The following is a 20,449-nucleotide window of genomic DNA, read 5'->3' on the forward strand; positions in this document are numbered from 1 at the left end:
TAAAGTTGGACATACTCCTCCATTATACAATTTCATTATTTATTATAACAAGCACAAGCCAAAAGAAACATCATAAATTATCATCCGCTGTAAACTTATGCATCTTTATTCAAATTCAGTTTTCCGAGCATGATGAAAAACAGCTGGCGCCAATCCTTTTTGCGCGCCGTATTCTTGCGGTTTTCCACAGACGAAGGGTCATCATGCGAACGCTCGAGCTCTTCGCAGAGGGCGATAAATGCGCAGGGATCGCTTCCCGTCATATGCCGGTATACATTCTCTTTCTCCACTTTTGCGGTTGAAGGCAGGTTCATGCCTGCGACAGGCTTTCCCGCGGCCAAAAATTCAAACAGCTTTAAAGGAAAAACGGCATTGTTATACGGAGAAGACTTATAAGGCATGATCCCGATATCGATGACATTCATATAGGCCGGAACGTCTCCAGGTGCTGCAGGGCCTGTCCAGATAACATTGTCCTCTTCAAGCATGTCTTTAAAATCCTCGTCACCATTCGTTCCGTCAGGGCCGACAAATAAAAATGTCCAGTCCCGCTTCGCCCTCGCCGCTTTTTTGATCAGCTTAAAGTCGAGCTTAGGTTTAATTCCGCCGATAAAGCCTAAAACGGTGCCTTGCCTTTCGCCAAGTACGTCCGCCCGTTTGTCATTCGCTGCGAAGAAGTCGTATTCGACTCCGTTTTCCACTGTAAAAACCGGCTTGTCCTCTCCGTTCAGCCGGTTTTTCACATTTTGGCACAAATATTCTGAAGTGCAAAAAATCGTATTTGCCGCTTTGATAATTCTGCTTTCCGCCTCAAAAATAACCTTTTGCCTGAAAGCCGATGCGAGGTTTTGTTTTCCGCTGATCGGAGCCGCCCAAAGGTCGCTGCAATCATAGATGACTTGCTCCCAGTCATAAAGCGCCGCCAAAAGCGGAAAACCGGGGAAGGTGTACCATAAATATACGTTCTCGCCTTCCGCCGCTTTTAAACGCTCAAGCAACGGCGTCAGTTTCTTTTGGTAAAAGACGTCGCGGTAGCGGGCGAACCTGAACATTTTCTTTTTCAAAAAGTCCTTTACCGCAAATTGCATAATGCCGTTGTGAAGCCTTGTAAACGCCTCTGAAGGGGCTTCTTCGGCCGGGCATACCCAGATGACTTCCCGCGTATTTTTTTGCTCCGCCAGAAATTCAGCGAGGCGGTGCCTTCTGTACCTTAATTGATCTTGTCCCCATTCACCCGTCGCCACGACGACGTGTATCGCTTTTTTCTCTCCCACGTTCCATCACTTCCCGCGCTATAGTCTTTTCTTTACCGCATTTTTTGCATAATGGACGAAGCACCATGTCGCCTTGATCAAATGCAGACGCTCGATTTCCCTGTATACATACCAGGTTTTCTGAGCCGCCTTCCACTTGTTTCTCGAAATCGACGTTTCGACGAGCCGGTATTCTGCCAAAGGCTCGTTCAGCCCGTATGCTTTAAAGCCTCTTTTCAAAATGGACAGCCATGTCGCTAAATCCTGCCTGGTCCTGATATCCGGCATTTGAATGTCCCCTGTTTGTTCTCTGTCAAGCATGACCGTCAGACAGCCGATAATCGTATTTTTCAGCACGTCATCATATGTGAGGCTTTCAGGCGCTTCGATCGTTTTATGCAGCGCCTCGCCGTTTTGGCTGATCAGCTCGTAGGCCGTAAATGTGAAGGCATGCTGATGCTTCCTCATAAAGTCGAGCTGTTTTTCAAGCTTCTCTTTTTTCCAAACATCATCGCTGTCCAAAAACGCTACAAAGCGGCCTTTTGCCTTTTTGAGGGCCGCATTGCGCGCTGCAGCCGCTCCGCCATTCTCCTTTAAATAGATGACATGAATACGCTCGTCCTCTGCTTCATAACGTTTCAACATATCTCTCGTTCCGTCTGTCGAGCAATCATCCACAATGATCATTTCCCAGTCGGAAAAGGTCTGGCCGATGACAGACTGAATCGTCTTCTCGATAAATTCCTCCGCGTTATAAGAAGGTGTAATGACAGAGATTAAAGGTTTTTGGCTCGTCATGGTCCTGTTCCACATCCCCAATCAAAAATTTAGCGTTCTTTCAAAACTTCCGGAACAACAACGATAAAAAACGACAGCGCCAAACCGATCAAAACGCCCAGTACCGCTCTTTTTTTAGGAGACATTCCGCCGGCTACATTATCCAATGCGGTTAACGGCTCTATTTCTTCAGCCGCTTTCAAGTCAAGCCTGTTCGTTTCCAGCTCATATAAAAACCGCTGTTTATCGACTTTTGAATCAGCGCTGACCGTTTCGCCTTCAAGCGCTTTTATGTTCTTTTCGATCACTTGATCCCTTTTCAAAAACAGCTTTTTATCTTCCTTCATATAAGCATCTTTGATTTTTTCCAAAACATTCAATGTTTCTTCTTTGTCAGGTCCTGTATAGCTTAGATTAAAAAGCGAATCCGATCTGATGTCGATCACCAGCTCCTCCTTGATACTTGCAAGCTCCTCTTCGTCCATTTCGGGAAAAACCTCTTTTAAAAACGGATCATTTTTCAGCAATAGAGGAATCTCTTTTGCATTGTTGTAAAGCGATTCTCCGTAATTCCCCGTCGAGATGGTGACGCTTGCCGTATAGTCAGCCGGCGCAGCGGCGCCTTTCGGCATAAAATACCCAAACAGCCCCAGAACAAGCGGAAGCGCGATAATCGGCACGATATACTTTTTGATTCTGCCTGCAATACGTTTCATTAAATGTTTCACACGAATTTCTCCCTATTATTAAAATTCTTACCTGAAACGCTCGGTTTCATCTGTCCCTTTGATTCTAAGCGTGTTGACGGTCGCAATGACCAGGGCAAGAAACACCCAATGGAAATACAAATTTGACATCGAACTTGGGCTTATGCTTGAAACGAGAAAGCTGATAAGGGCGGCGAGCAGCCCTTCCAAAAGAAGTTTGTACCGGCTTGTCAGCCTGCTTTTATAGAATCGATACAATAACAGCATGAGATACCCGTACATCGTTACATAGCCGAGCATCATGATGACCCCGAAATTCGCCATGATTTCGACAAGCCAGTTATGCACCTCAACCACTTGATCGGTATCAAAAATTGCGTGGTGCTCTAAATAATAAGGAACGTTTCCGGCACCGACGCCGAACCCGTATGTGTCGAGCACATAATGCCCTGCATTCTTCAAAAGATTCGCCCTGGCGACGTTTGACGGCAGCGGCTCACTGAAATCGTGCGCGGTTTGAGGAGCTAGAAATAATGTATACACGACATTTGTAATCTTCCCTGCAAAAAGCACGGCAAAAGCGGCAAACCCGCAGGCCGCGGCAATCAGGACCCACTTTTTCAAAAAACGGGGCAGCAAAATGAACGCGTAAAGAAAAAGACCCGCGATCACCCCTAAAATGCTTGCCCTTGAGCCCGTTAAAACAATCAAATACAAGGAGCAGCACGCAAGGATCAAACCTGCTATTTTCAAATAGCTGTTTTTCACATTTTTAAAAAAAGCGGCGTAGAAGAAAAAGCTGATTGACAAAAACGTCGCAAAATCGTTTTGGTTGAAAAACACGGATGTCGGATAGTGCTGTTTATACTGCGGCCCGTTGTACAGCGTCGAGCTTGGCAAATGGTGCAGCGTAAAATGGTTATACAGTCCGATGACCATCAAAAAGACCGTCATCACCATCCATATGTAATAAAACGCGAGCAGCCGTTCGAGCTTCTGAAAATACATCACGATCAGAAAAACGAAAAACATCCCCATCCCAAGCAATGATAAATACTTCAATCCGTCTGTAACAGACTTGACCCAAAGCAGCGAAATCATTCCATAACAAAACCAAAAAGCGAAAAAAGCAAGGATGCCCTTCACTTGAACGCGGTTCCAACGTTCAATGGGATCTTGGCTGTTCAGCATTTCCCAAATCAGCCAGACAGCTGCAGCGATCAAAAGAATCCTGTACGGGAACAGGCTGAAAAATCCGAGCTTGATCGAAAAAAACGCATTATTGGCAAAGGTCGCCGCAATGAGAAGATAGATGACGGGCATCATCAGCTGCTCGTATGACAGATAAGGCTTGAGCAGCAGAATCACGGCCAATGCGATCAATAACAGAAAGAAACACAGTATTTTTTTTGAGCTTGTTTGAGCCAAAAGATGAGTGAAAGCTAAGCCTGCGGTCAAAGCTGCGAGCCAAATCAGCACATTGACCGCCGAACGTTTCACACTCATTTGTCCCCCTCCTTCCGCTTCTGCTAGGAAAAGGGCTGCCGGCATAAAGCCAGCAGCCGATTATGTTTATGCATTCATTTCTTTTCTATAATAGAAAATCGTTTGCTCCAGCCCTTTATCAAGCGGCATTTGCGGTTCCCAGTTCAATATTTTTTTCGTCTCTTCGTTGCACAGCGTGCTGTGGCGGATGTCTCCCGGCCTTTCATCCTGATAGATCGGAGAAAGCGCCGAATTCGTTGCTTTTTTCATTTCGGAAAACAGCTCGTTAACCGTGATGGAAAAGCCGTTTGAAACATTTAAACAAACGTTTGATTGAGCTTTAAGCGCTTTAACATTGGCCGCTGCCACATCCCCCACATAGATGAAGTCGCGGGATTGTTCTCCGTCTCCGAAAATGACCGGCGCCGTGCCGCTCGTCAACAGGTCGGAAAAGATCGAGACGACGCCTCCTTCTCCTTTTGCATCCTGGCGCGGTCCGTAAACATTGCTGTACCGCAAAATACAGTATTCGACTCCGTACAGGTCATAGGCCAGCTTTAAATAGCGTTCAACCGTAAGCTTTGTCAGCCCGTACGGTGAACCGGGATTTGTTTGGTGACGGGTGTCGACAGGCAAATATTCGGGATTCCCGTAAACGGCGGCTGACGACGCAAAAACGATTTTTTTCGCGCTGCATTCACCGGCGGCTTTTATGACATGCAATGAACCTCTTATATTGATGTTTTCATCCTTCAAAAAGTCGTTGACTGACTCCGCAACGCTCACCTGTGCTGCCAAATGTATAATATAATCAGGATTAATGCGCTTGATCAGCTCGATCGCTTCAGGCTTTGTAATGTCTTCCTGATGGAAATCCACCGGAAGACCGTCAATGTTTGAAAGATACCCTGTCGTTAAATTGTCGAGAATCGATACTTGATAATTTTCTTTTAACAGCTGTTCTGCGATATGTGATCCGATAAATCCGCATCCGCCTGTCACCAATACTTTTTCCATGAATAACACCCCGCGTTTTAAACTTTTGTTAAAATCTTCTCTCCCTGAACCTCAGGGCGGCCGATTGAATGATAAATCATTCCTTCTCTTTTCATCTCTTCAAGCTCAAACAGATTTCGTCCGTCAATCAGGACAGGCTGGTTTAAGCATGATTTCAATTTTGTTATATTCATATGCTGTACCTCCGGCCATTCTGTCAAAATGAGGCACGCGTCTGTATCTGTTACGGTTTCATACAGGTCATCGCTGTAGACTGCCTGGCTGCCGAGCAGACGCTCCGCTTCAGGGACCGCAATCGGGTCATAGGCTTTGACATGCGCGCCGAGGCTTTTGAGCATCGGAATGACGTCCAATGCCGGTGATGAGCGCATATCGTTTGTATTCGGTTTAAACGCCAGTCCCAGGACCGAAATCGTTCTGCCCTCGAGATCTCCAAACACGTCGAGCAGCTTTTGAACGATGTGGGCGCGCTGTTTTCGATTCGTCTCAATCACCGCTTCGATCATTTTAAAAGGATAGCCGACCGATTTGGCAATTTGCAGCAAAGCCATCGTATCCTTCGGAAAACAAGAACCCCCAAAGCCGATTCCCGCTTTTAAAAACTTCTTGCCGATTCTGCTGTCAAGCCCGACCCCTTCGGAAACTTTGGACACATCGGCCCCGACTTTTTCACAGATGTTTGCAATGTCATTAATGAAAGAAATTTTCGTTGCCAAAAATGCGTTTGCCGCGTATTTGATCATTTCCGCACTCTCAAGATTCGATTTGACGATTGTCGTTTGAAACGGCTCATGCAGCTCTTCAATGATTGCCGCGGCTTTTTCGCTTGTTGCCCCGATGACGGCTCTTTCCATATTCATCGTGTCATAAATGGCCGTTCCTTCGCGAAGAAATTCGGGATTTGACACGACATCAAACGGATGCCCGCCCCGGGAGGCCTGCTCGATGATCGATTGTACGAGCTTTCCTGTACCGACAGGAACCGTGCTTTTGTTGACGATGATTTTATAGCCGTTTAAATGTCTTCCGATCGTTTCGGCAACCGATTTTACATAGGTCAAATCGGCTTCTCCGCTCTCTGACATCGGCGTCCCGACTGCTATATATATAATGTCGGATTCTCTGATCGCCTTGGGAATGTCAGTTGAAAAGAACAAACGGTTTTCATCTACGTTTTTATCAACAAGCTCTTTTAGCCCGTTTTCATAAATCGGCATGATACCGGCCGAGAGACCTCTGATTTTTTCAGCGTCTATATCACAGCAGACAACCGTGTTTCCCACCTCGGCAAAACACGTTCCAGATACCAGCCCAACATATCCTGTTCCAATAACAGCTATTCTTTTCAATATCATCATTCCCTTCTCATAAGCTAACCCTTCTATCCAATAGCTTTATTAGGCGATGATTGTTTCTATCTATATTTTCCATCATGGACGCAATGCTTCCGCTTTAAACGGCTTCTTTCTTTTTCAAAGGCGGGCAGCGTGCAAAATACGCTCATACCGCTTCGCGAGCGCTTCCGAGTTCTGCCCGGCGTCATATTGAGAGCGAACTGTCTGATACAGCTCCTCTGCAATGTTTTCCCGCCATTTTCCTTCTTCTGTATAGCCGAGAACCGCCCGCTTTAAATCGGGGACAGAACGGGGCTCTATAAGCAGATGCCGGTGCTTTCCAAACAAATCCGGCACACCTCCGACCGCTGTGCACAAAACCGGAACCTTCAGGGCGAGCGCCTCAATGACGACGGTCGGCATTCCCTCGGAATATGAAGGAAGAACAAAAATGTCTGATGCGGCAAGGTATTCCGCTATTTGCTCATTCGCAACTTGACCCGTCAAAATCGCTTTCTCTCCCGCTTTTTCCCTGAGCGCATTCTTTTCCTGTCCGTCACCGATAAAAACCGCTTTGTAGTTGCCGTCAAGCTGCCGAACGGCTTCTGCCAGCTCAAGCACTCCTTTTTCCTTCACGAGACGGCCGATATAGACGAGCAGCGTCTGTTCCTTTGGCAGATTGAGCTTCTCCCGCAATTCGTCTTTTGAAGCGGAGGGCTTTTGGAACCGGTCAAGCCTGACCCCGATCGGGAGCACCGAGCCTTCAACTCCTGTCATCTCTTTTGCTTTGTCCTTGAGCGTATCGCTGACGGCCAAAACGTCTGCCGCCGACTGCACCGCTGTTAGAAACGCCCGATATGCGCTTCGGCTGTAATGAGGATAAATATTGACATCGCTCCCATGCAGCGTCAGGACGTATGGAATGGAGATCCTCTGCGATACAACGGCAGCCGCTCCTCCGGAAGGCATCGCAAAATGAGCATGGATGACATCCGGAAGGAGGCCGTTTTGTTCGATTGTGCGGAGAATCGATTTAGCCATCCGGTGATGCGGCTGAGCCCATTTCAGCTGTCCCGGCAGCGCAGTATAAGGCGGCCTGTAGACGGAAACTCCGTTTCGCTCCTCATAATCAGGAACGTTGCGAATGCTCCGGTATTGTTTTTTCAGCACCCTGAGAGGCGCAGGATTTACAGGCAGCGGACAAATCACGGTCACATCGATGCCGAGCTTTCGCAATGCCTGCACCTGTGTTTCATGAAAAACCCCTTCCCCCGGCTTTCTGCTGCTGGGGTAAACGCTAGTCATCCAAAGTACCTTCAACATCAACCGCCCTTTCTGCTAAATTGAGCTCTCAAAGCACGCTGGTAAACCTTTCCGACCAAAAAACCGTAGAAGACTGCGCTGATTCCGACCGAAACGGCCAGCTGGAGTACAGCTTCCGGAAGCAGGTGTCTAGTGCCCGCGCTCAAGAAGAAAGCGACGACGGCCATTAACGCCGTTAAGGCGAGCGGTTTTCCGATTGTCTTGAAATAATCCCCGAGTTTCAGCTCGATGACATATTTCAAGAGCCACCTTCCGATAAAAAAGTTGATCAGGCTGATGGCGGCGTACGTCCAGGCGGCAACCGTTAAATCCTTTGTCAGCACAGCGGCATAAAGCGACAGCCCGTAAAGGACGAGAATGCCGCTGTCCCAATAAAAGGCCAGATCGGCTCTCCCCTTTGCCAGCAAAACCGATCCGTTCGGATTCATCAGAACCCTGAGCAGACCGACAATTGCCAGAATGTTAAGAACTGGGACAGCGGGAAGCCACTTTTCTCCAAACACGACGTCGATAAACAGGTCAGATACGGTCGTCAGCCCGATCAGAAGCGGAAACGACACAAGCGCAAGAAGCTTCGTCATATTCAGAAAGCCTTCCCGCAATGTCGTATTATCGCTTTGATTTTTGGAAAAGACGGGAAAGGCGACCCTTGTAATGATCGGATTGATCCTCATCACGGGAATCGTAATAATCTGATAAGCCAAGTTATAGATTCCCAAAGCCTCCGCGCCGAGAAACCGGCCGATTAAAATCATGTCAATATTCGCCCCAAGCCTGTTGACGAGCCTTGAGGCAAGCTGAAAAGCGCCGAAAGAGAAAAAATCTTTTACTTCCAAAGGCGCAAAAACAAATGAAGGACGCCATTTTTTTAAATATACAGCAAAGAACATGATACCCTTAAACGAATTTAGAAAAACTTGTGACAAAACGTAGGCCAATATCGGATCGATCAGAATAATTAATACGATCAGCAGAACAAAAGACAATGCATTTGCTCCGGCTTCGATTTTGCTGAGAACTTGAAATCTCAGTTCCTTTTGCAGCAAATATTGATATTGCTGTCCGACCGGTGCGATCAAAAACATCACCGCCAATATGCGAATCAGCAGCACAAGCTCATCCCGCTGATAGAAGCCCGCAATCACCGGGCTCAGGAAAAAAAGTCCGGCAAACAGCGCGATCCCTGTAATGATATTGAGCCAGTACAATGTCGATAATTGACGCTCATTGACCGTTTCTTTTTGAATCAGCGCGGCCCCGAACCCCATGTCAAGCACGATTTGCGTAAACACCGTAACGGTCGTCAGCATTCCGACCAATCCGAATTCGGCGATTGTCATCATATTGCCGAGCAGCGCAAATTGCACAATCTGGATAACCGTGATGATCAACGTTGAGGCACTTGTCCATTTTGCACCGTTTAAAATTTGTTTCGTAATGGTTGACATAACTTTTTCCTAACTTTCGCGGATTATCTGGCTCCTTCACCAGTCAATACTACTTTAATTGTTTTAACCATAACCTTCAAATCGAGAAGAAATGTCAAATTTCGAATATAATACAGATCATGTACCAGCTTTTCTCTCGGACTGATGTCATAGCCTCCGTTTACCTGCGCCAGCCCCGTTAACCCCGGCTTTACAATTAAACGGTTTTTAAATCCCGGGATTTCATGATGAAACTGCGCCGTGAACATCGGCCTTTCAGGCCTCGGTCCGACAAGGCTCATATCTCCCGCCAGCACATTGATCAGCTGCGGAAGCTCGTCGATTCTTGTTCTTCTTATAAAAGATCCGACCGCAGTAATACGCGGATCATCCTTCTCCGCCCATTTCGCCCCTGACTTTTCAGCGTCAATCCTCATGGAACGCAGCTTGATCAGCTTAAAGTGCTTTCCGTCCTTGCCGACGCGTTCCTGGCGGTATAAAGGAGAGCCCGGAGTCTCTATAGAAATCAGGATACAAAATAATAGGATCACCGGCAGTGTAAGAGCGAGTCCGATGAGTGAAAGGACGATATCCATTGCCCGTTTTACATTTAAATAACGTTCTGCTTTTTCAGATAGAGCGCACGAATAGGTTTGCTGGCTTGAATATTCATTATACATTCTTAAGCTTTTGTCCATGCTCACTGACATACACCTCACGATTTGTTTGGTACTTTGTGATCTCTGCGTCAGTGTAGCATACGAACGTAAACTCAATGTAAAGGGCCTGTTAAAGAATATTAATTGCGTGATTTTTTTATAAATTCTTTTTATTTTTTGTTAACCGCGATATCGACTCTCCTTTTTCTTGAATCAATGGAATTATCATACTATATTTTAAGGCATAAAAAAAGAAGCCGAAACATCGGCTTCTCAAGTCTTCTATCTATAGTACGCAGAAACGGCGTCATTGATCCCTTTTGCCGCTTTATCTTTTAGTGTCGCGCTTTTTAGTTTGCCCGCGTCTGATGAATTCGTGATAAAGGCCGTTTCTACTAGAACGCTCGGCATTTTAGAATATTTAATCACATAGAATCCCGCCGTTTTAACGCCTCTGTCCTTTGTTCCGAGCGCACTGACGACCCGCGGCTGAACTTCTTCGGCAAGCCGCTTGCTGTTGGCGCTTTGATACGTTTCATCATAGTATGTTTCGGTTCCGGCAGCTGAAGGGGCTGCTGAATTGGCATGAATGCTGATAAACAGATCAGCGTTCGCGTTTGCTCCTTTTTTCACCCGCTCTTCAAGCGAATAGAACGTATCGTTTGACCGTGACATCACCGGAATAGCGCCCGCACTGTTCAGCTTGCTGTTCAGCCGTTTTGCGATATCCAGGTTTACATCCTTTTCCTGCAGGCCGTTGCCGATTGCACCAGGATCCTGGTCACCGTGCCCCGGATCGATGAAGATCGTTTTGCCGACGGCCGGATTTTTAAGCTGAGTGACGACTTTGGCAGCAACAGAAGGCGTTCCGCCTATTACAGAGAAGGTTTTAATATTTTTGTCGCCGATGAACGCTCTCGGTTCCTTTGATAAATTTTCTCCATTTGTCAGAAGGATCGCTTTGTTTTGTTTTGCAGCAAGGGCAGCTCCTACGACGGCATCAGGAAAGCGGAAGCCGTTGGTGATATACGTGTTGCTCGTACTTAAACCAAATTTCTTTGCAATATTAACCGAGAGATCGTATCTGTTTTTTCCCGTAATCCGTGTAGGTGACGGGAGCTTTGAATACAGCGAGCCATTGATGCTGTTTGTTCCTCCGACTACAATCGTTTGTTTAATACCTTTGCTTTTGATTGCTCCGGAAGTAGCGCTGTTTAACGTTTTTTCATTGGTAAATAAAATAGGGTAACCGTTTTGGGCCGCATATGGAATGACAGCGATCGAATCTTGGTATACAAATCCGTTTGCTACAACTGCTTTTGATGTGCTTGACATGGCGTTGGCCACTTTGGCTGCAGTCTCATACCGGGTGCTTCCCGCAATGCGTTTCACCGAAATTCCCAAATTTTTAATTTGCGTAGCTACTCCGTTCGATACTGCAGGAGTCCCTCCAACAATCACCACATTCTTCGTCTTTAACTCTTTTAATCGGTTTTTTGTTTCCGAAGAAAGATTTGTTTTATTTGTTAATAAAAGAGGCGCATTTTTTTGATAAGCATACGGGATGGCCGCAATCGCATCCGAATATGCATCCCCGCCTACAATAACTGCTGTGCTGGCTGTTGACCAGCCCTTTTTAGAGGCCTCAACTGCCGTAGCATAGCGGGTATTCCCGGAAATCCTGTTTGCTGAATTGTCTGCCAGCGCAGAAGGTATAAATAGGACAAGGCCTAAAAAGCTGAATGTCAGGACCTTTAATAATGATCGCAATATCTTCCCCTCCAAATATTTCAAATCATTCGGCAATAAAAAGGAAAACAAGAGACGAGGCTGCCTCCTGTTTCCGCTTTAAAATGTTAGTTTAATAGTTCGTTAACGTCGTCCCCGGATAATAGAATTTTAAAATAGAACTATATGAATTCCCCGCCGCGGCTCTCGCTTTCGCTCCGTATTGGCTCATGCCGATACCGTGGCCGTATCCTTTTCCGCTAATGACGAACTGTTTCGATTCTTCCTTCACGCTCGCATACGTGCTTTTAAAAACGGAAGCTCCTATCATCGTTCTTAGATCCGTCGTTAACACATCAATCGTTGCGGTTTTACTCGCCACTTTTGATCCGTTTTTCACAAGGTAATTGACTTTGATCGACGCATTCTTAGGGCGCTGTCCTTGTGTTTTCCCGCTGAAGGAGAAGGAACTGATGCCCGCAATTTTGACGCCGTCTGCACTTGTTTCTTTGTTTTTAATGATCCAGTTATTTAATCCTTTCAGCTGCGATGCATTCGCCTCTGTCGTTTTTGACCACCATGAGTCGGCGCTGCTCATATTAAGAGAACCGGTATTAATTTGTGTTTTCGGCAGCGTTAATGACCAGCTGTTTTGCGGATCCATGGAATCCTTTTGGGCAATCAGATAAGGAACTTTTGAACTCCACACCTCACTGCTCGCTTCCGTGTAGCCGCCATTGCTTGAAGAATAAGCGGCAGTGATCAGGCTGCCATTGTATTTCAGAACCTTTCCTTTCGTTTGATCCACAGCCTTGCTGGAGTTTGAAGACCAGCTGTATCCGCCGTAAACCTGAAACGCCGTTGTATCCGCAACTGTTTGTCCGATTTTGCTGACTGAATATGTACGAGCGGCTACCGCCTGCGCTTTTAACGCTTCTAACGGCCAGCTTGCCGGCATTTCATTCGGCACAACCCCTTTTAAATAGTCCTCAAACGGAATATCAACATTGACTGGTCTGACGTATTTTCCGGATTCCACGGTGAAATTGACCGTCCCTAAATATTCTTTATTGTTAATGCTGATCCGGTTTGAAGTAGAGTATTTTTCAGGCTGGATTTTAACAGCGGTTCCAAATGTTCTGATATTTTTCAAACTCATGTTTCCGCTGCTGACATTCAGGTTATAAGATTTTCCGCCTACTAAGTAAAATTCCTTAGACAGATTGCTTTGCAGGCTGCTTGAAAGCGAATTTGTGCTTCCGATCAGATTAAACGCATACGTCCCTTTTTCTTTAAATATGGATTTTGCGTTTGAAGGCACTTCATCTTTTTTGACGAACAGCAGCTGACGGTTTTGTTTAGCTGCCATAGATGAGCCGATTAGTACGTCTGCATACTTTGTGCCATTTACAACAACTGCTTTGTCAGTGCTTAAGTTTAAATATTTTATAATGTTCGCAGACAGCTCGTATCTGGTTGAGCCCGGAATTCTTGTAATCTGATCGGCTTGTTTTTTGATTTGGCTTTCTACTTTGCTGCTGACGCTTGAAGTGCCTCCTACCACAATTACTTTTTTAGGAAGTTTATAATTAGGAAGATAATCCGTACCCGCCAAAAATATCGGGTACCCATTTTTAGCAGCATAAGGAGCAATGGCAAGCGCATCTTGATAAACGTTTCCTGTTACCACAATCGCTTTATCATAGCTTCCCATCTCTTTTGCAATATTTTCTGATAATGCGTAGCGGTTCTTACCGCTGATTCTTTTTGTAGCTCCGTATTTCTTCAGCTTGCTTTCGACACTTTTTGAAATGCTTTTCTCTCCGCCGATCACCAAAATGTTATCGGGATTTAATTTCTTGATTTCACTTTCGGTAGCTGATGTAAGCTTGTCCGGCTGAGAAAGCAGTATCGGAGCATCTAACTTTTTGGCCAAGGGAATGACAGAGAGCGAATCTCTGAAAAGCTCCTCATCCTTGTTCATGACGATAACAGTAGACGGGGTTTTCCATTCGCTGGAAGAGACGGTGTTTGCAGTATCATAACGCGTTGCCCCGCCATATCGTTTTGTATCCGCGACATTGCTGCCGGTCACTTTGTAATATCCCGCGGTTGAAATATCCAAACTTGTCTTATTGCCGACATAGTTGGTCAGCTTGACAGATATGGAATCCGCAGCGAAAGAAACGGAAGGGGTAATCAACAACATCATGATAAGTGCAAACAACATCACTTGCTTTGTTTTTTTCAAGACTCCAAATGTCTCCCTTCATTGACAGGCTTGAATTATTTCTCGCTTTCGATTTTTTTCAATTCAAGCTGTCCTTTTTCGGCTTTTTTGTAAGTCACTTTTACTTTTTGTCCGTCTTTTAATTGATCGATGTCACCTTCGTAGTCACCGACAATGTTTAAGCTGACAGGCTCGTTATTAATCTTCACCTCAATCGTATGAGAGTCTGCCTGTCCAACGAACGTACCGTCCTCCGTTTGAACCTGGTCGGTTTGGTTGGTTTGCTCGGTTTGTTCGCCTTGCTTTGCCTGTTCGGCAGTGCCGCATCCGGCTAAGAGCAGCATAAAGAACGTAAACGCCGCAAGTTTCTTCATTTTTCATCACCTCTTGTTTTTTATCGACAAACATTTATAATTTTATAGAAGAATGCGGCTCTTTGTAACATTCTTAAGTGCTATTTAATTTACTTGTAATATTAAAACCAGAGATATGAAAAAATTAGTTGTTTCTAGTATTTTTAAAATTTATAATCAAATCAGATTATAAAAACTTTAAAGCGAGGAAAATGATGAGAGCTGAAAAAAGAAAAAAGAAAAGGAAAATCCTTTTCATTATTTTAACGATTATTGGCTTATTCGTTTTATGTACCGGCGGCTATGCATACTACCTTTGGAATAAAGCAGCCTCAACCGTCGCCAGCATTCATGAGGATCTCGGAAAGTCTGATAAACGGGACAAGCAGGTGGACGTCAACAGCAAGGATCCAATCGCGGTCTTAATCATGGGCGTTGACGAAAGGAAAGGTGATAAAGGACGGGCTGACTCGCTTATCTATATGACGGTGAATCCAAAAACGAACACAACAGAAATGGTGAGCATTCCGCGTGATACGTACACCGAAATCATCGGCAAAGGAAAGATGGACAAAATCAACCACTCCTATGCCTTCGGAGGAACCCAAATGACCGTCGACACGGTTGAACACTTTTTGGACGTGCCTGTAGATTACTTTGTGAAAGTGAATATGGAGAGCTTCAAAGATATTGTCGATACGCTCGGCGGAATTACGGTGAACAGCACGTTTGCCTTCAGCTATGACGGGCATTCTTTCAGCAAAGGAGAAATTACCCTAAATGGAGAAGAGGCCCTTGCGTATACCCGAATGAGAAAACAAGATCCGAAAGGAGACTTCGGAAGACAGGAACGCCAGCGCCAGGTGATTGAAGGCATCATCAAAAAAGGGGCGAACATCTCTTCCGTAACGAAATTCGGCGATATGTTTAAAGTAATCGAAGACAACGTGAAAACAAATCTCACGTTTGACGATATGTGGGATATTCAGTCAAACTACAAATCAGCGCGCAACAATGTCGTGCAGCACCAGCTTAAAGGCCAGGGAACCAAAATTAACAGAATCTATTACTATAAGGTCTACGAAAGCGACCGTGAATCGATTTCAAAAGAATTAAAAGAAAGCCTTGGGCTTAACAATTAACAAAACGAGCTCCGCACACGAAATGCGGAGCTCGTTTTTAATGTTCATTAAACGGAAGAGGCTTGTCCGTCCGATAGCCAAACCGGTAGAGAATCTCAGCTACGATGCGCTTGGACGCATTTCCGTCACCGTATGGGTTCGACGCTTTTGACATTCTTTGATACTCATCAGGATCATTCAGCAGCTGCTTCGTCAGCTCGTATACATCTTCTTCATTCGTCCCGGCCAGTTTTAATGTTCCGGCTTTTACGCCCTCAGGCCGTTCTGTCGTATCCCTTAATACGAGAACAGGTTTTCCGAGCGAAGGCGCTTCTTCCTGCACGCCTCCGGAATCGGTTAAAATGAAATGCGCTCTGGAAGCAAAATTATGAAAATCGATCACCTCCAGCGGCTCAATTAAATGAACCTTGTCCGAACCGCCGAAATGCAGCTCGGCAGCTTGTCTGACGACGGGATTTAAATGAACTGGATAAACAACCTGTACGTCTCCGAATTCTTCCGTGATCCGCCTGATCGCCCGAAACATGTTTTCCATCGGCTCGCCTAAATTTTCGCGGCGGTGCGCGGTCAACAGAATCATCCGGCTGCCATCCATCCGATCGAGAAGCGGATGCGAGTATTCCTCCCGCACCGTTGTTTTCAAGGCATCGATGGCTGTATTTCCCGTAACGAAAATGGAATCTGCATTTTTATTTTCCGCTAACAAATTGGCCTCCGCCTGCTTTGTCGGCGCAAAATGAAAGTCTGCAATCGCACCTGTCAGCTGGCGGTTCAATTCCTCAGGAAATGGAGAATATTTGTTCCCGGTTCTTAATCCGGCTTCGACATGGCCGACTGAAATCCTGTGATAAAAAGCGGCAAGGCTGCCTGCAAACGTGGTCGTCGTATCACCGTGTACAAGTACAAGATCAGGTTTGATCTCTTGAAAAAGCCGGTCAAGTTTTGTCAGCGCATTTGACGTGATGTCGGCCAATGTCTGCCGTTCCTTCATGATATTCAAATCAAAATCAGGCCGAATATGAAACGCGTCAAGCACCTGATCAAGCATCTGCCTGTGCTGTGCGGTAACCGTTACATACGATTCAATCTCCAGGTGTTTTTTTAATTCGAGCACAAGAGGAGCCATCTTAATCGCTTCAGGTCTTGTACCGAATACTGTCATGATCTTAAGTTTTTTCATTTCGGCATATTCTCCTTTTTCACTGACGATACGTTATCGCAATTATTGATTGTATTTTATCATAACATGATTGTTGTGCTGCATCATTCGTCAAGAATAAGCAAATGACTTTCTTCATACTGCTAATACGTGTGAAAACTCACGAATTGTGGTAAAGTTTAAAGAAAGCATGAAAACCATTGCAAAAAAGATTCTTTAAAGATTAAGGAAGGTGCTTTATTGATGAAAAAAGTAAGAAAAGCCATTATACCTGCGGCAGGGCTTGGTACCCGCTTTCTCCCGGCAACGAAAGCAATGCCGAAAGAGATGCTTCCCATTGTCGACAAACCGACGATCCAGTACATAATTGAGGAGGCAATCGATTCCGGTATTGAAGATATTATTATCGTAACCGGTAAAGGAAAGCGCGCCATCGAAGACCATTTTGACCATGCGCCTGAACTGGAACGCAACCTTGAAGAAAAAGGAAAAAAAGAACTGCTTGAAAAGGTTCAAAAAGCATCCAATATGGCTGACATTCATTATATTAGACAAAAAGAGCCAAAAGGACTCGGACATGCTGTATGGTGTGCGCGCAACTTCATCGGCAATGAGCCTTTTGCCGTTTTGCTCGGGGATGACATTGTTCAGGCAGAAACGCCTGGGCTGCGCCAGCTGATGGATGAATATGAGAAAACCCTTTCTTCCATCATCGGCGTTCAGCAGGTGCCTGAAGACGAAACACACCGCTATGGAATCATCGATCCTCTCACAAAAGAAGGACGCCGATACCAGGTGAAGAACTTTGTTGAAAAACCAAAACCGGGAACTGCCCCTTCCAATTTGGCGATCCTCGGCCGCTACATCTTCACTCCTGAAATCTTCATGTATTTAGAAAAACAGGAAGTCGGAGCAGGCGGAGAAATTCAACTGACAGACGCGATCCAAAAATTAAATGAAATTCAGCGCGTTTTTGCATACGACTTTGAAGGCAAGCGATATGACGTCGGTGAAAAGCTTGGCTTTATTCAAACGACGCTTGAATTCGCCATGCAGGATTCTGAGCTGAAATCAAAACTTGTTCCATTTATGGAAGGACTCTTGAACAAAGAAGAAATCTAATTCAGCGCAAAACAAAAACTGGCAGGAAGAAGATCCTGCCAGTTTTTCATGTTACTGAATAACGCTCAGCGTATGCTTTTCATTGTCGACGATAAACGTCTGCTTATCTGTTTTGACGATAAACCGCTTCTGATCCTTATCAAATGTCACCTGATCTTCTTGAAGCCGCAGCGACGACGGGCTGACAGGCTGCAGATCATAAAACACAACCTCCGCCGCCTTCCCGCCATCTAACACATAGCTGACGTTTTCATAACCGAGATGGAAGCTGTCTCTTCCGTCCTCAAACGTTTTTACTTCCTCTCCTCTAAGCCCTGACTGCAAGACTGCCTTGTCTTTCCCTAGAAACGAAAGAAAATATTCGTATGAGGATCGATGTTTTTCTGTAAAGTACGGCTGAAACGCATTCACTGACAAACCGGCATGAGAAAAGTTTTTCTCCAAAGAAATACCATTTTTAACAGCAAAATAGCTTTTTCCGTTAAACGTAATCTTCACCTGTTTTTTATTTTGGGACACCAGCGTCACTGCTGTTCCGAATGGCAAAGAAACGGACGTTTTGTGTTTCATTTCTTTGTCGCTGTATGTCTGAAGACGATCATTCGTCACATATGCGGGCTGATTCACCGCAGTAAAATTCCCTGCTTTCTGTTCAGCATGATGCTTTTCGATTTTTTTCGTTTCCGCACCTGATGACGCAGCCGTCCGCAAAGGGGTGTTGACAAACATCGCGGCCGCACTTGCGATGAGCAGTGCCGTAAGAACGGCAATTTGAATTACATTTGCGATCGTTTCAGGCTTCTTCTTTTTTTCATAACGGCGGACCGTTTTCTCTTCTTCCTGAGCACGCATCCGGCTTTCGATATGTTCTTTTTGATACTTTTTCTTTTCCTTTTTCGACAGCTTATTGAACCAGTCTATAAAAGCTTTGTATTCCTTGACAACCTTTTTGGTCTCATCAAACATGCGCATTTCGCCATAATGCATCCAGGCTACGCGGTCGCACATTTTTTCGATTTGGCCGATCGAATGGCTGACAAAGAAAATCGTTTTTCCGCGCTCTTTAAATTCATTAATTCTGTCGACGCATTTTTGATAGAACGTCTGGTCACCGACGGACAATGCTTCATCAATAATTAAAATATCAGGATCAATATGGGCTGAGATCGCAAAACCGAGGCGCGATTTCATCCCGCTTGAATAGCTTTTGACAGGCTGATTGATGAAATCCCCGATATCGGCAAACTCGACGATTTTATCGTAAAGCTCATCAATCTCTTTGTTGGTCAATCCCATCATCAAGCATTTAAGCCGGATGTTGTCCTTCCCGCTCAACTGGTTGTTCAACCCGGCAGAAATCGCGATCAGGGACGGCTGTCCATTCATCTCGATTTCACCGGTTGTCGGAGGAATCACCTTCGCCAGCAGATTCGACATCGTCGATTTTCCGGATCCGTTGATTCCGACAAAGCCGATGGTCTCCCCTTCATAAACATCAAAGGAGACGTTTCGCACGGCAAAGAACCCTTTATCATTTTTGTCCGGCAAAAACAGCGCTTTTATCTTTTCAGACTGTCTCTCGTACAGATGATACTGTTTTGAAACATTTCGAAACGAAACTTTTAGTTTCATCATATAATCTCCTTACTTTATTAAAGAAAGTCAACAAACTTGTCCCTGAATTTCATATGCAGGATCGAGCCCACCGTCAATAACAGCAAGGTGAATATCCAGAAATACAAGGTATAGTTTATATCTTCAAAAAACCAATTCCCGTTTAAAAAGCTGTTTCTGAAGCCGTCTATAATATAGAAAAGCGGATTTAATTTTAAGACCGCCAACACATGCGGCCTGTTCGCCAAGCTGTGCGCCACATCCCAAAAGATCGGCATCAGGAAAAACAGCAGCCTTGTCCCGGCCTGAAGCAAAAATTGATAATCCCTCACTAAAACGCTGATGGTCGAATTAAGCAAACTGAACGAAAACATAAACGCGAGCATACAGAACAGATAATAAAAATATTGCAGCCAATGCAGCGTTGGAAAATGCCCGCTTCCCAAAAGTATTAAAACATAGATGAACGTCATCGCTAAATAGCTGAATAAATTGGAAGCAATCACAACGGCAGGCAATGAGCTGACCGGAAAATTCATTTTAGACACTAAGTTAATTCTTTTATATACACTGTTTGATCCATCAAGAATCGTCGGGCTGATAAAAAACCATGGAATGATGCCGGCAAGCATCCAAATAATAAACGGGTAATGGTCAACATCTGCCCTGGCGCCTTTAATTCCGGTTCCAAACACAAACCAATAAGCTAAAATCTGGATCAGCGGATTTAGAAACTGCCAAACAACACCCAAATAATTCATTTGATACTTTGACTTCGTTTCATAAACCGCAAGCCGCATAATCAGCGGAAGCGAAGAAAATACCTCTTTTAGAACCTTCACCAATGCATTCATTCTAATCTTCCTTAGGTTAAAATTTGGGGCTTTTGCATGTAACTTTACTTTTAAAAGCACCGCTCATTATTGTAACAGATCATAAGGTTTTTTTCATTAAGGACCACTTTTTAATTATTGGTATTCAACCATATAATTTATTTTTGCGGGAAAAAGATTATTATTCGTTTAGCTGGTCATAAAATTTGTTCACAATCTCTTCAGATAAAAATTTTTAAAATTTTACGAAAACTTGTTAATTTCTTTTTTTCGTTTAGAATAGTAA

Annotated in this window: 17 protein-coding genes; 2 read left to right on the forward strand and 15 right to left on the reverse strand. The window is 44.9% G+C overall.

The annotated features are described in order from the left end of the window. Positions 1–95 precede the first annotated feature (95 nt). The 12 genes from tuaH to V7126_RS09980 all read right to left on the reverse strand — a co-directional run bounded on the left by tuaH (position 96) and on the right by V7126_RS09980 (position 14,314). Positions 96–1,274, reverse strand: coding sequence for a teichuronic acid biosynthesis protein TuaH (gene tuaH / locus V7126_RS09925; RefSeq protein WP_046130093.1), 1,179 nt, complete (start codon positions 1,272–1,274; stop codon positions 96–98). Between the two features lie 18 nt (positions 1,275–1,292). Further along, positions 1,293–2,051 carry a teichuronic acid biosynthesis protein TuaG gene (gene tuaG / locus V7126_RS09930; protein ID WP_046130094.1) on the reverse strand — a complete coding sequence of 253 codons (759 nt, stop codon included), beginning with the start codon at positions 2,049–2,051 and terminating at the stop codon, positions 1,293–1,295. A gap of 29 nt (positions 2,052–2,080) precedes the next feature. Then, positions 2,081–2,758 (reverse strand): teichuronic acid biosynthesis protein TuaF, encoded by a 678-nt coding sequence (gene tuaF, locus V7126_RS09935; RefSeq protein ID WP_231947400.1) that lies wholly within the window; start codon positions 2,756–2,758, stop codon positions 2,081–2,083. A gap of 27 nt (positions 2,759–2,785) precedes the next feature. Next, positions 2,786–4,243 (reverse strand): teichuronic acid biosynthesis protein TuaE, encoded by a 1,458-nt coding sequence (tuaE, locus tag V7126_RS09940; RefSeq protein ID WP_046130095.1) that lies wholly within the window; start codon positions 4,241–4,243, stop codon positions 2,786–2,788. 66 nt (positions 4,244–4,309) lie between these two features. Then, positions 4,310–5,239, reverse strand: coding sequence for an NAD-dependent epimerase/dehydratase family protein (locus V7126_RS09945; protein WP_046130096.1), 930 nt, complete (start codon positions 5,237–5,239; stop codon positions 4,310–4,312). Between the two features lie 17 nt (positions 5,240–5,256). Next, the gene (gene tuaD / locus V7126_RS09950) at positions 5,257–6,588 is read right to left on the reverse strand and encodes a UDP-glucose 6-dehydrogenase TuaD (RefSeq protein ID WP_175075794.1); all 1,332 of its coding nucleotides are present in this window, start codon (positions 6,586–6,588) and stop codon (positions 5,257–5,259) included. A 123-nt stretch (positions 6,589–6,711) separates the two neighbouring features. Further along, a complete protein-coding gene (gene tuaC, locus V7126_RS09955; RefSeq protein WP_046130166.1) occupies positions 6,712–7,893 on the reverse strand; it encodes a teichuronic acid biosynthesis protein TuaC in 1,182 nt (393 codons plus the stop codon). Between the two features lie 2 nt (positions 7,894–7,895). Then, on the reverse strand, positions 7,896–9,344 hold the full coding sequence (gene tuaB, locus V7126_RS09960) for a teichuronic acid biosynthesis protein TuaB (RefSeq protein WP_175075795.1): 1,449 nt from the start codon (positions 9,342–9,344) through the stop codon (positions 7,896–7,898). 23 nt (positions 9,345–9,367) lie between these two features. Next, positions 9,368–10,021 (reverse strand): sugar transferase, encoded by a 654-nt coding sequence (locus V7126_RS09965; RefSeq protein ID WP_373688030.1) that lies wholly within the window; start codon positions 10,019–10,021, stop codon positions 9,368–9,370. 243 nt (positions 10,022–10,264) lie between these two features. Further along, complete coding sequence (locus tag V7126_RS09970) at positions 10,265–11,752, reverse strand: N-acetylmuramoyl-L-alanine amidase (protein WP_216899235.1); 1,488 nt, start codon at positions 11,750–11,752, stop codon at positions 10,265–10,267. 91 nt (positions 11,753–11,843) lie between these two features. Further along, positions 11,844–13,961 (reverse strand): SpoIID/LytB domain-containing protein, encoded by a 2,118-nt coding sequence (locus V7126_RS09975; RefSeq protein ID WP_175075797.1) that lies wholly within the window; start codon positions 13,959–13,961, stop codon positions 11,844–11,846. Between the two features lie 35 nt (positions 13,962–13,996). Further along, positions 13,997–14,314, reverse strand: a complete 318-nt coding sequence (locus tag V7126_RS09980) for a DUF3221 domain-containing protein (RefSeq protein WP_046130101.1) — start codon at positions 14,312–14,314, stop codon at positions 13,997–13,999. 194 nt (positions 14,315–14,508) lie between these two features. Between V7126_RS09980 and tagU the strand changes: the two genes are divergently transcribed. Beyond that, on the forward strand, positions 14,509–15,435 hold the full coding sequence (tagU, locus tag V7126_RS09985) for a polyisoprenyl-teichoic acid--peptidoglycan teichoic acid transferase TagU (RefSeq protein ID WP_335497558.1): 927 nt from the start codon (positions 14,509–14,511) through the stop codon (positions 15,433–15,435). Positions 15,436–15,472: 37 nt separating this feature from the next. Here tagU and wecB read toward each other — a convergent pair whose 3' ends face one another. Next, positions 15,473–16,615, reverse strand: coding sequence for a non-hydrolyzing UDP-N-acetylglucosamine 2-epimerase (gene wecB / locus V7126_RS09990; protein ID WP_335497559.1), 1,143 nt, complete (start codon positions 16,613–16,615; stop codon positions 15,473–15,475). Positions 16,616–16,837: 222 nt separating this feature from the next. Here wecB and galU point away from each other — a divergent pair, with 222 nt between their 5' ends. After that, positions 16,838–17,716, forward strand: coding sequence for a UTP--glucose-1-phosphate uridylyltransferase GalU (galU, locus tag V7126_RS09995; RefSeq protein WP_046130168.1), 879 nt, complete (start codon positions 16,838–16,840; stop codon positions 17,714–17,716). Positions 17,717–17,767: 51 nt separating this feature from the next. Here galU and tagH read toward each other — a convergent pair whose 3' ends face one another. Together tagH and V7126_RS10005 are read right to left on the reverse strand one after the other, a co-directional pair. Beyond that, a complete protein-coding gene (gene tagH / locus V7126_RS10000) occupies positions 17,768–19,348 on the reverse strand; it encodes a teichoic acids export ABC transporter ATP-binding subunit TagH (protein ID WP_046130104.1) in 1,581 nt (526 codons plus the stop codon). Positions 19,349–19,368: 20 nt separating this feature from the next. Further along, complete coding sequence (locus tag V7126_RS10005) at positions 19,369–20,184, reverse strand: ABC transporter permease (RefSeq protein WP_046130105.1); 816 nt, start codon at positions 20,182–20,184, stop codon at positions 19,369–19,371. Positions 20,185–20,449: the final 265 nt, after the last annotated feature.

This window comes from Bacillus sp. JJ675, assembly GCF_036963165.1.
GTDB lineage: Bacteria > Bacillota > Bacilli > Bacillales > Bacillaceae > Bacillus > Bacillus glycinifermentans.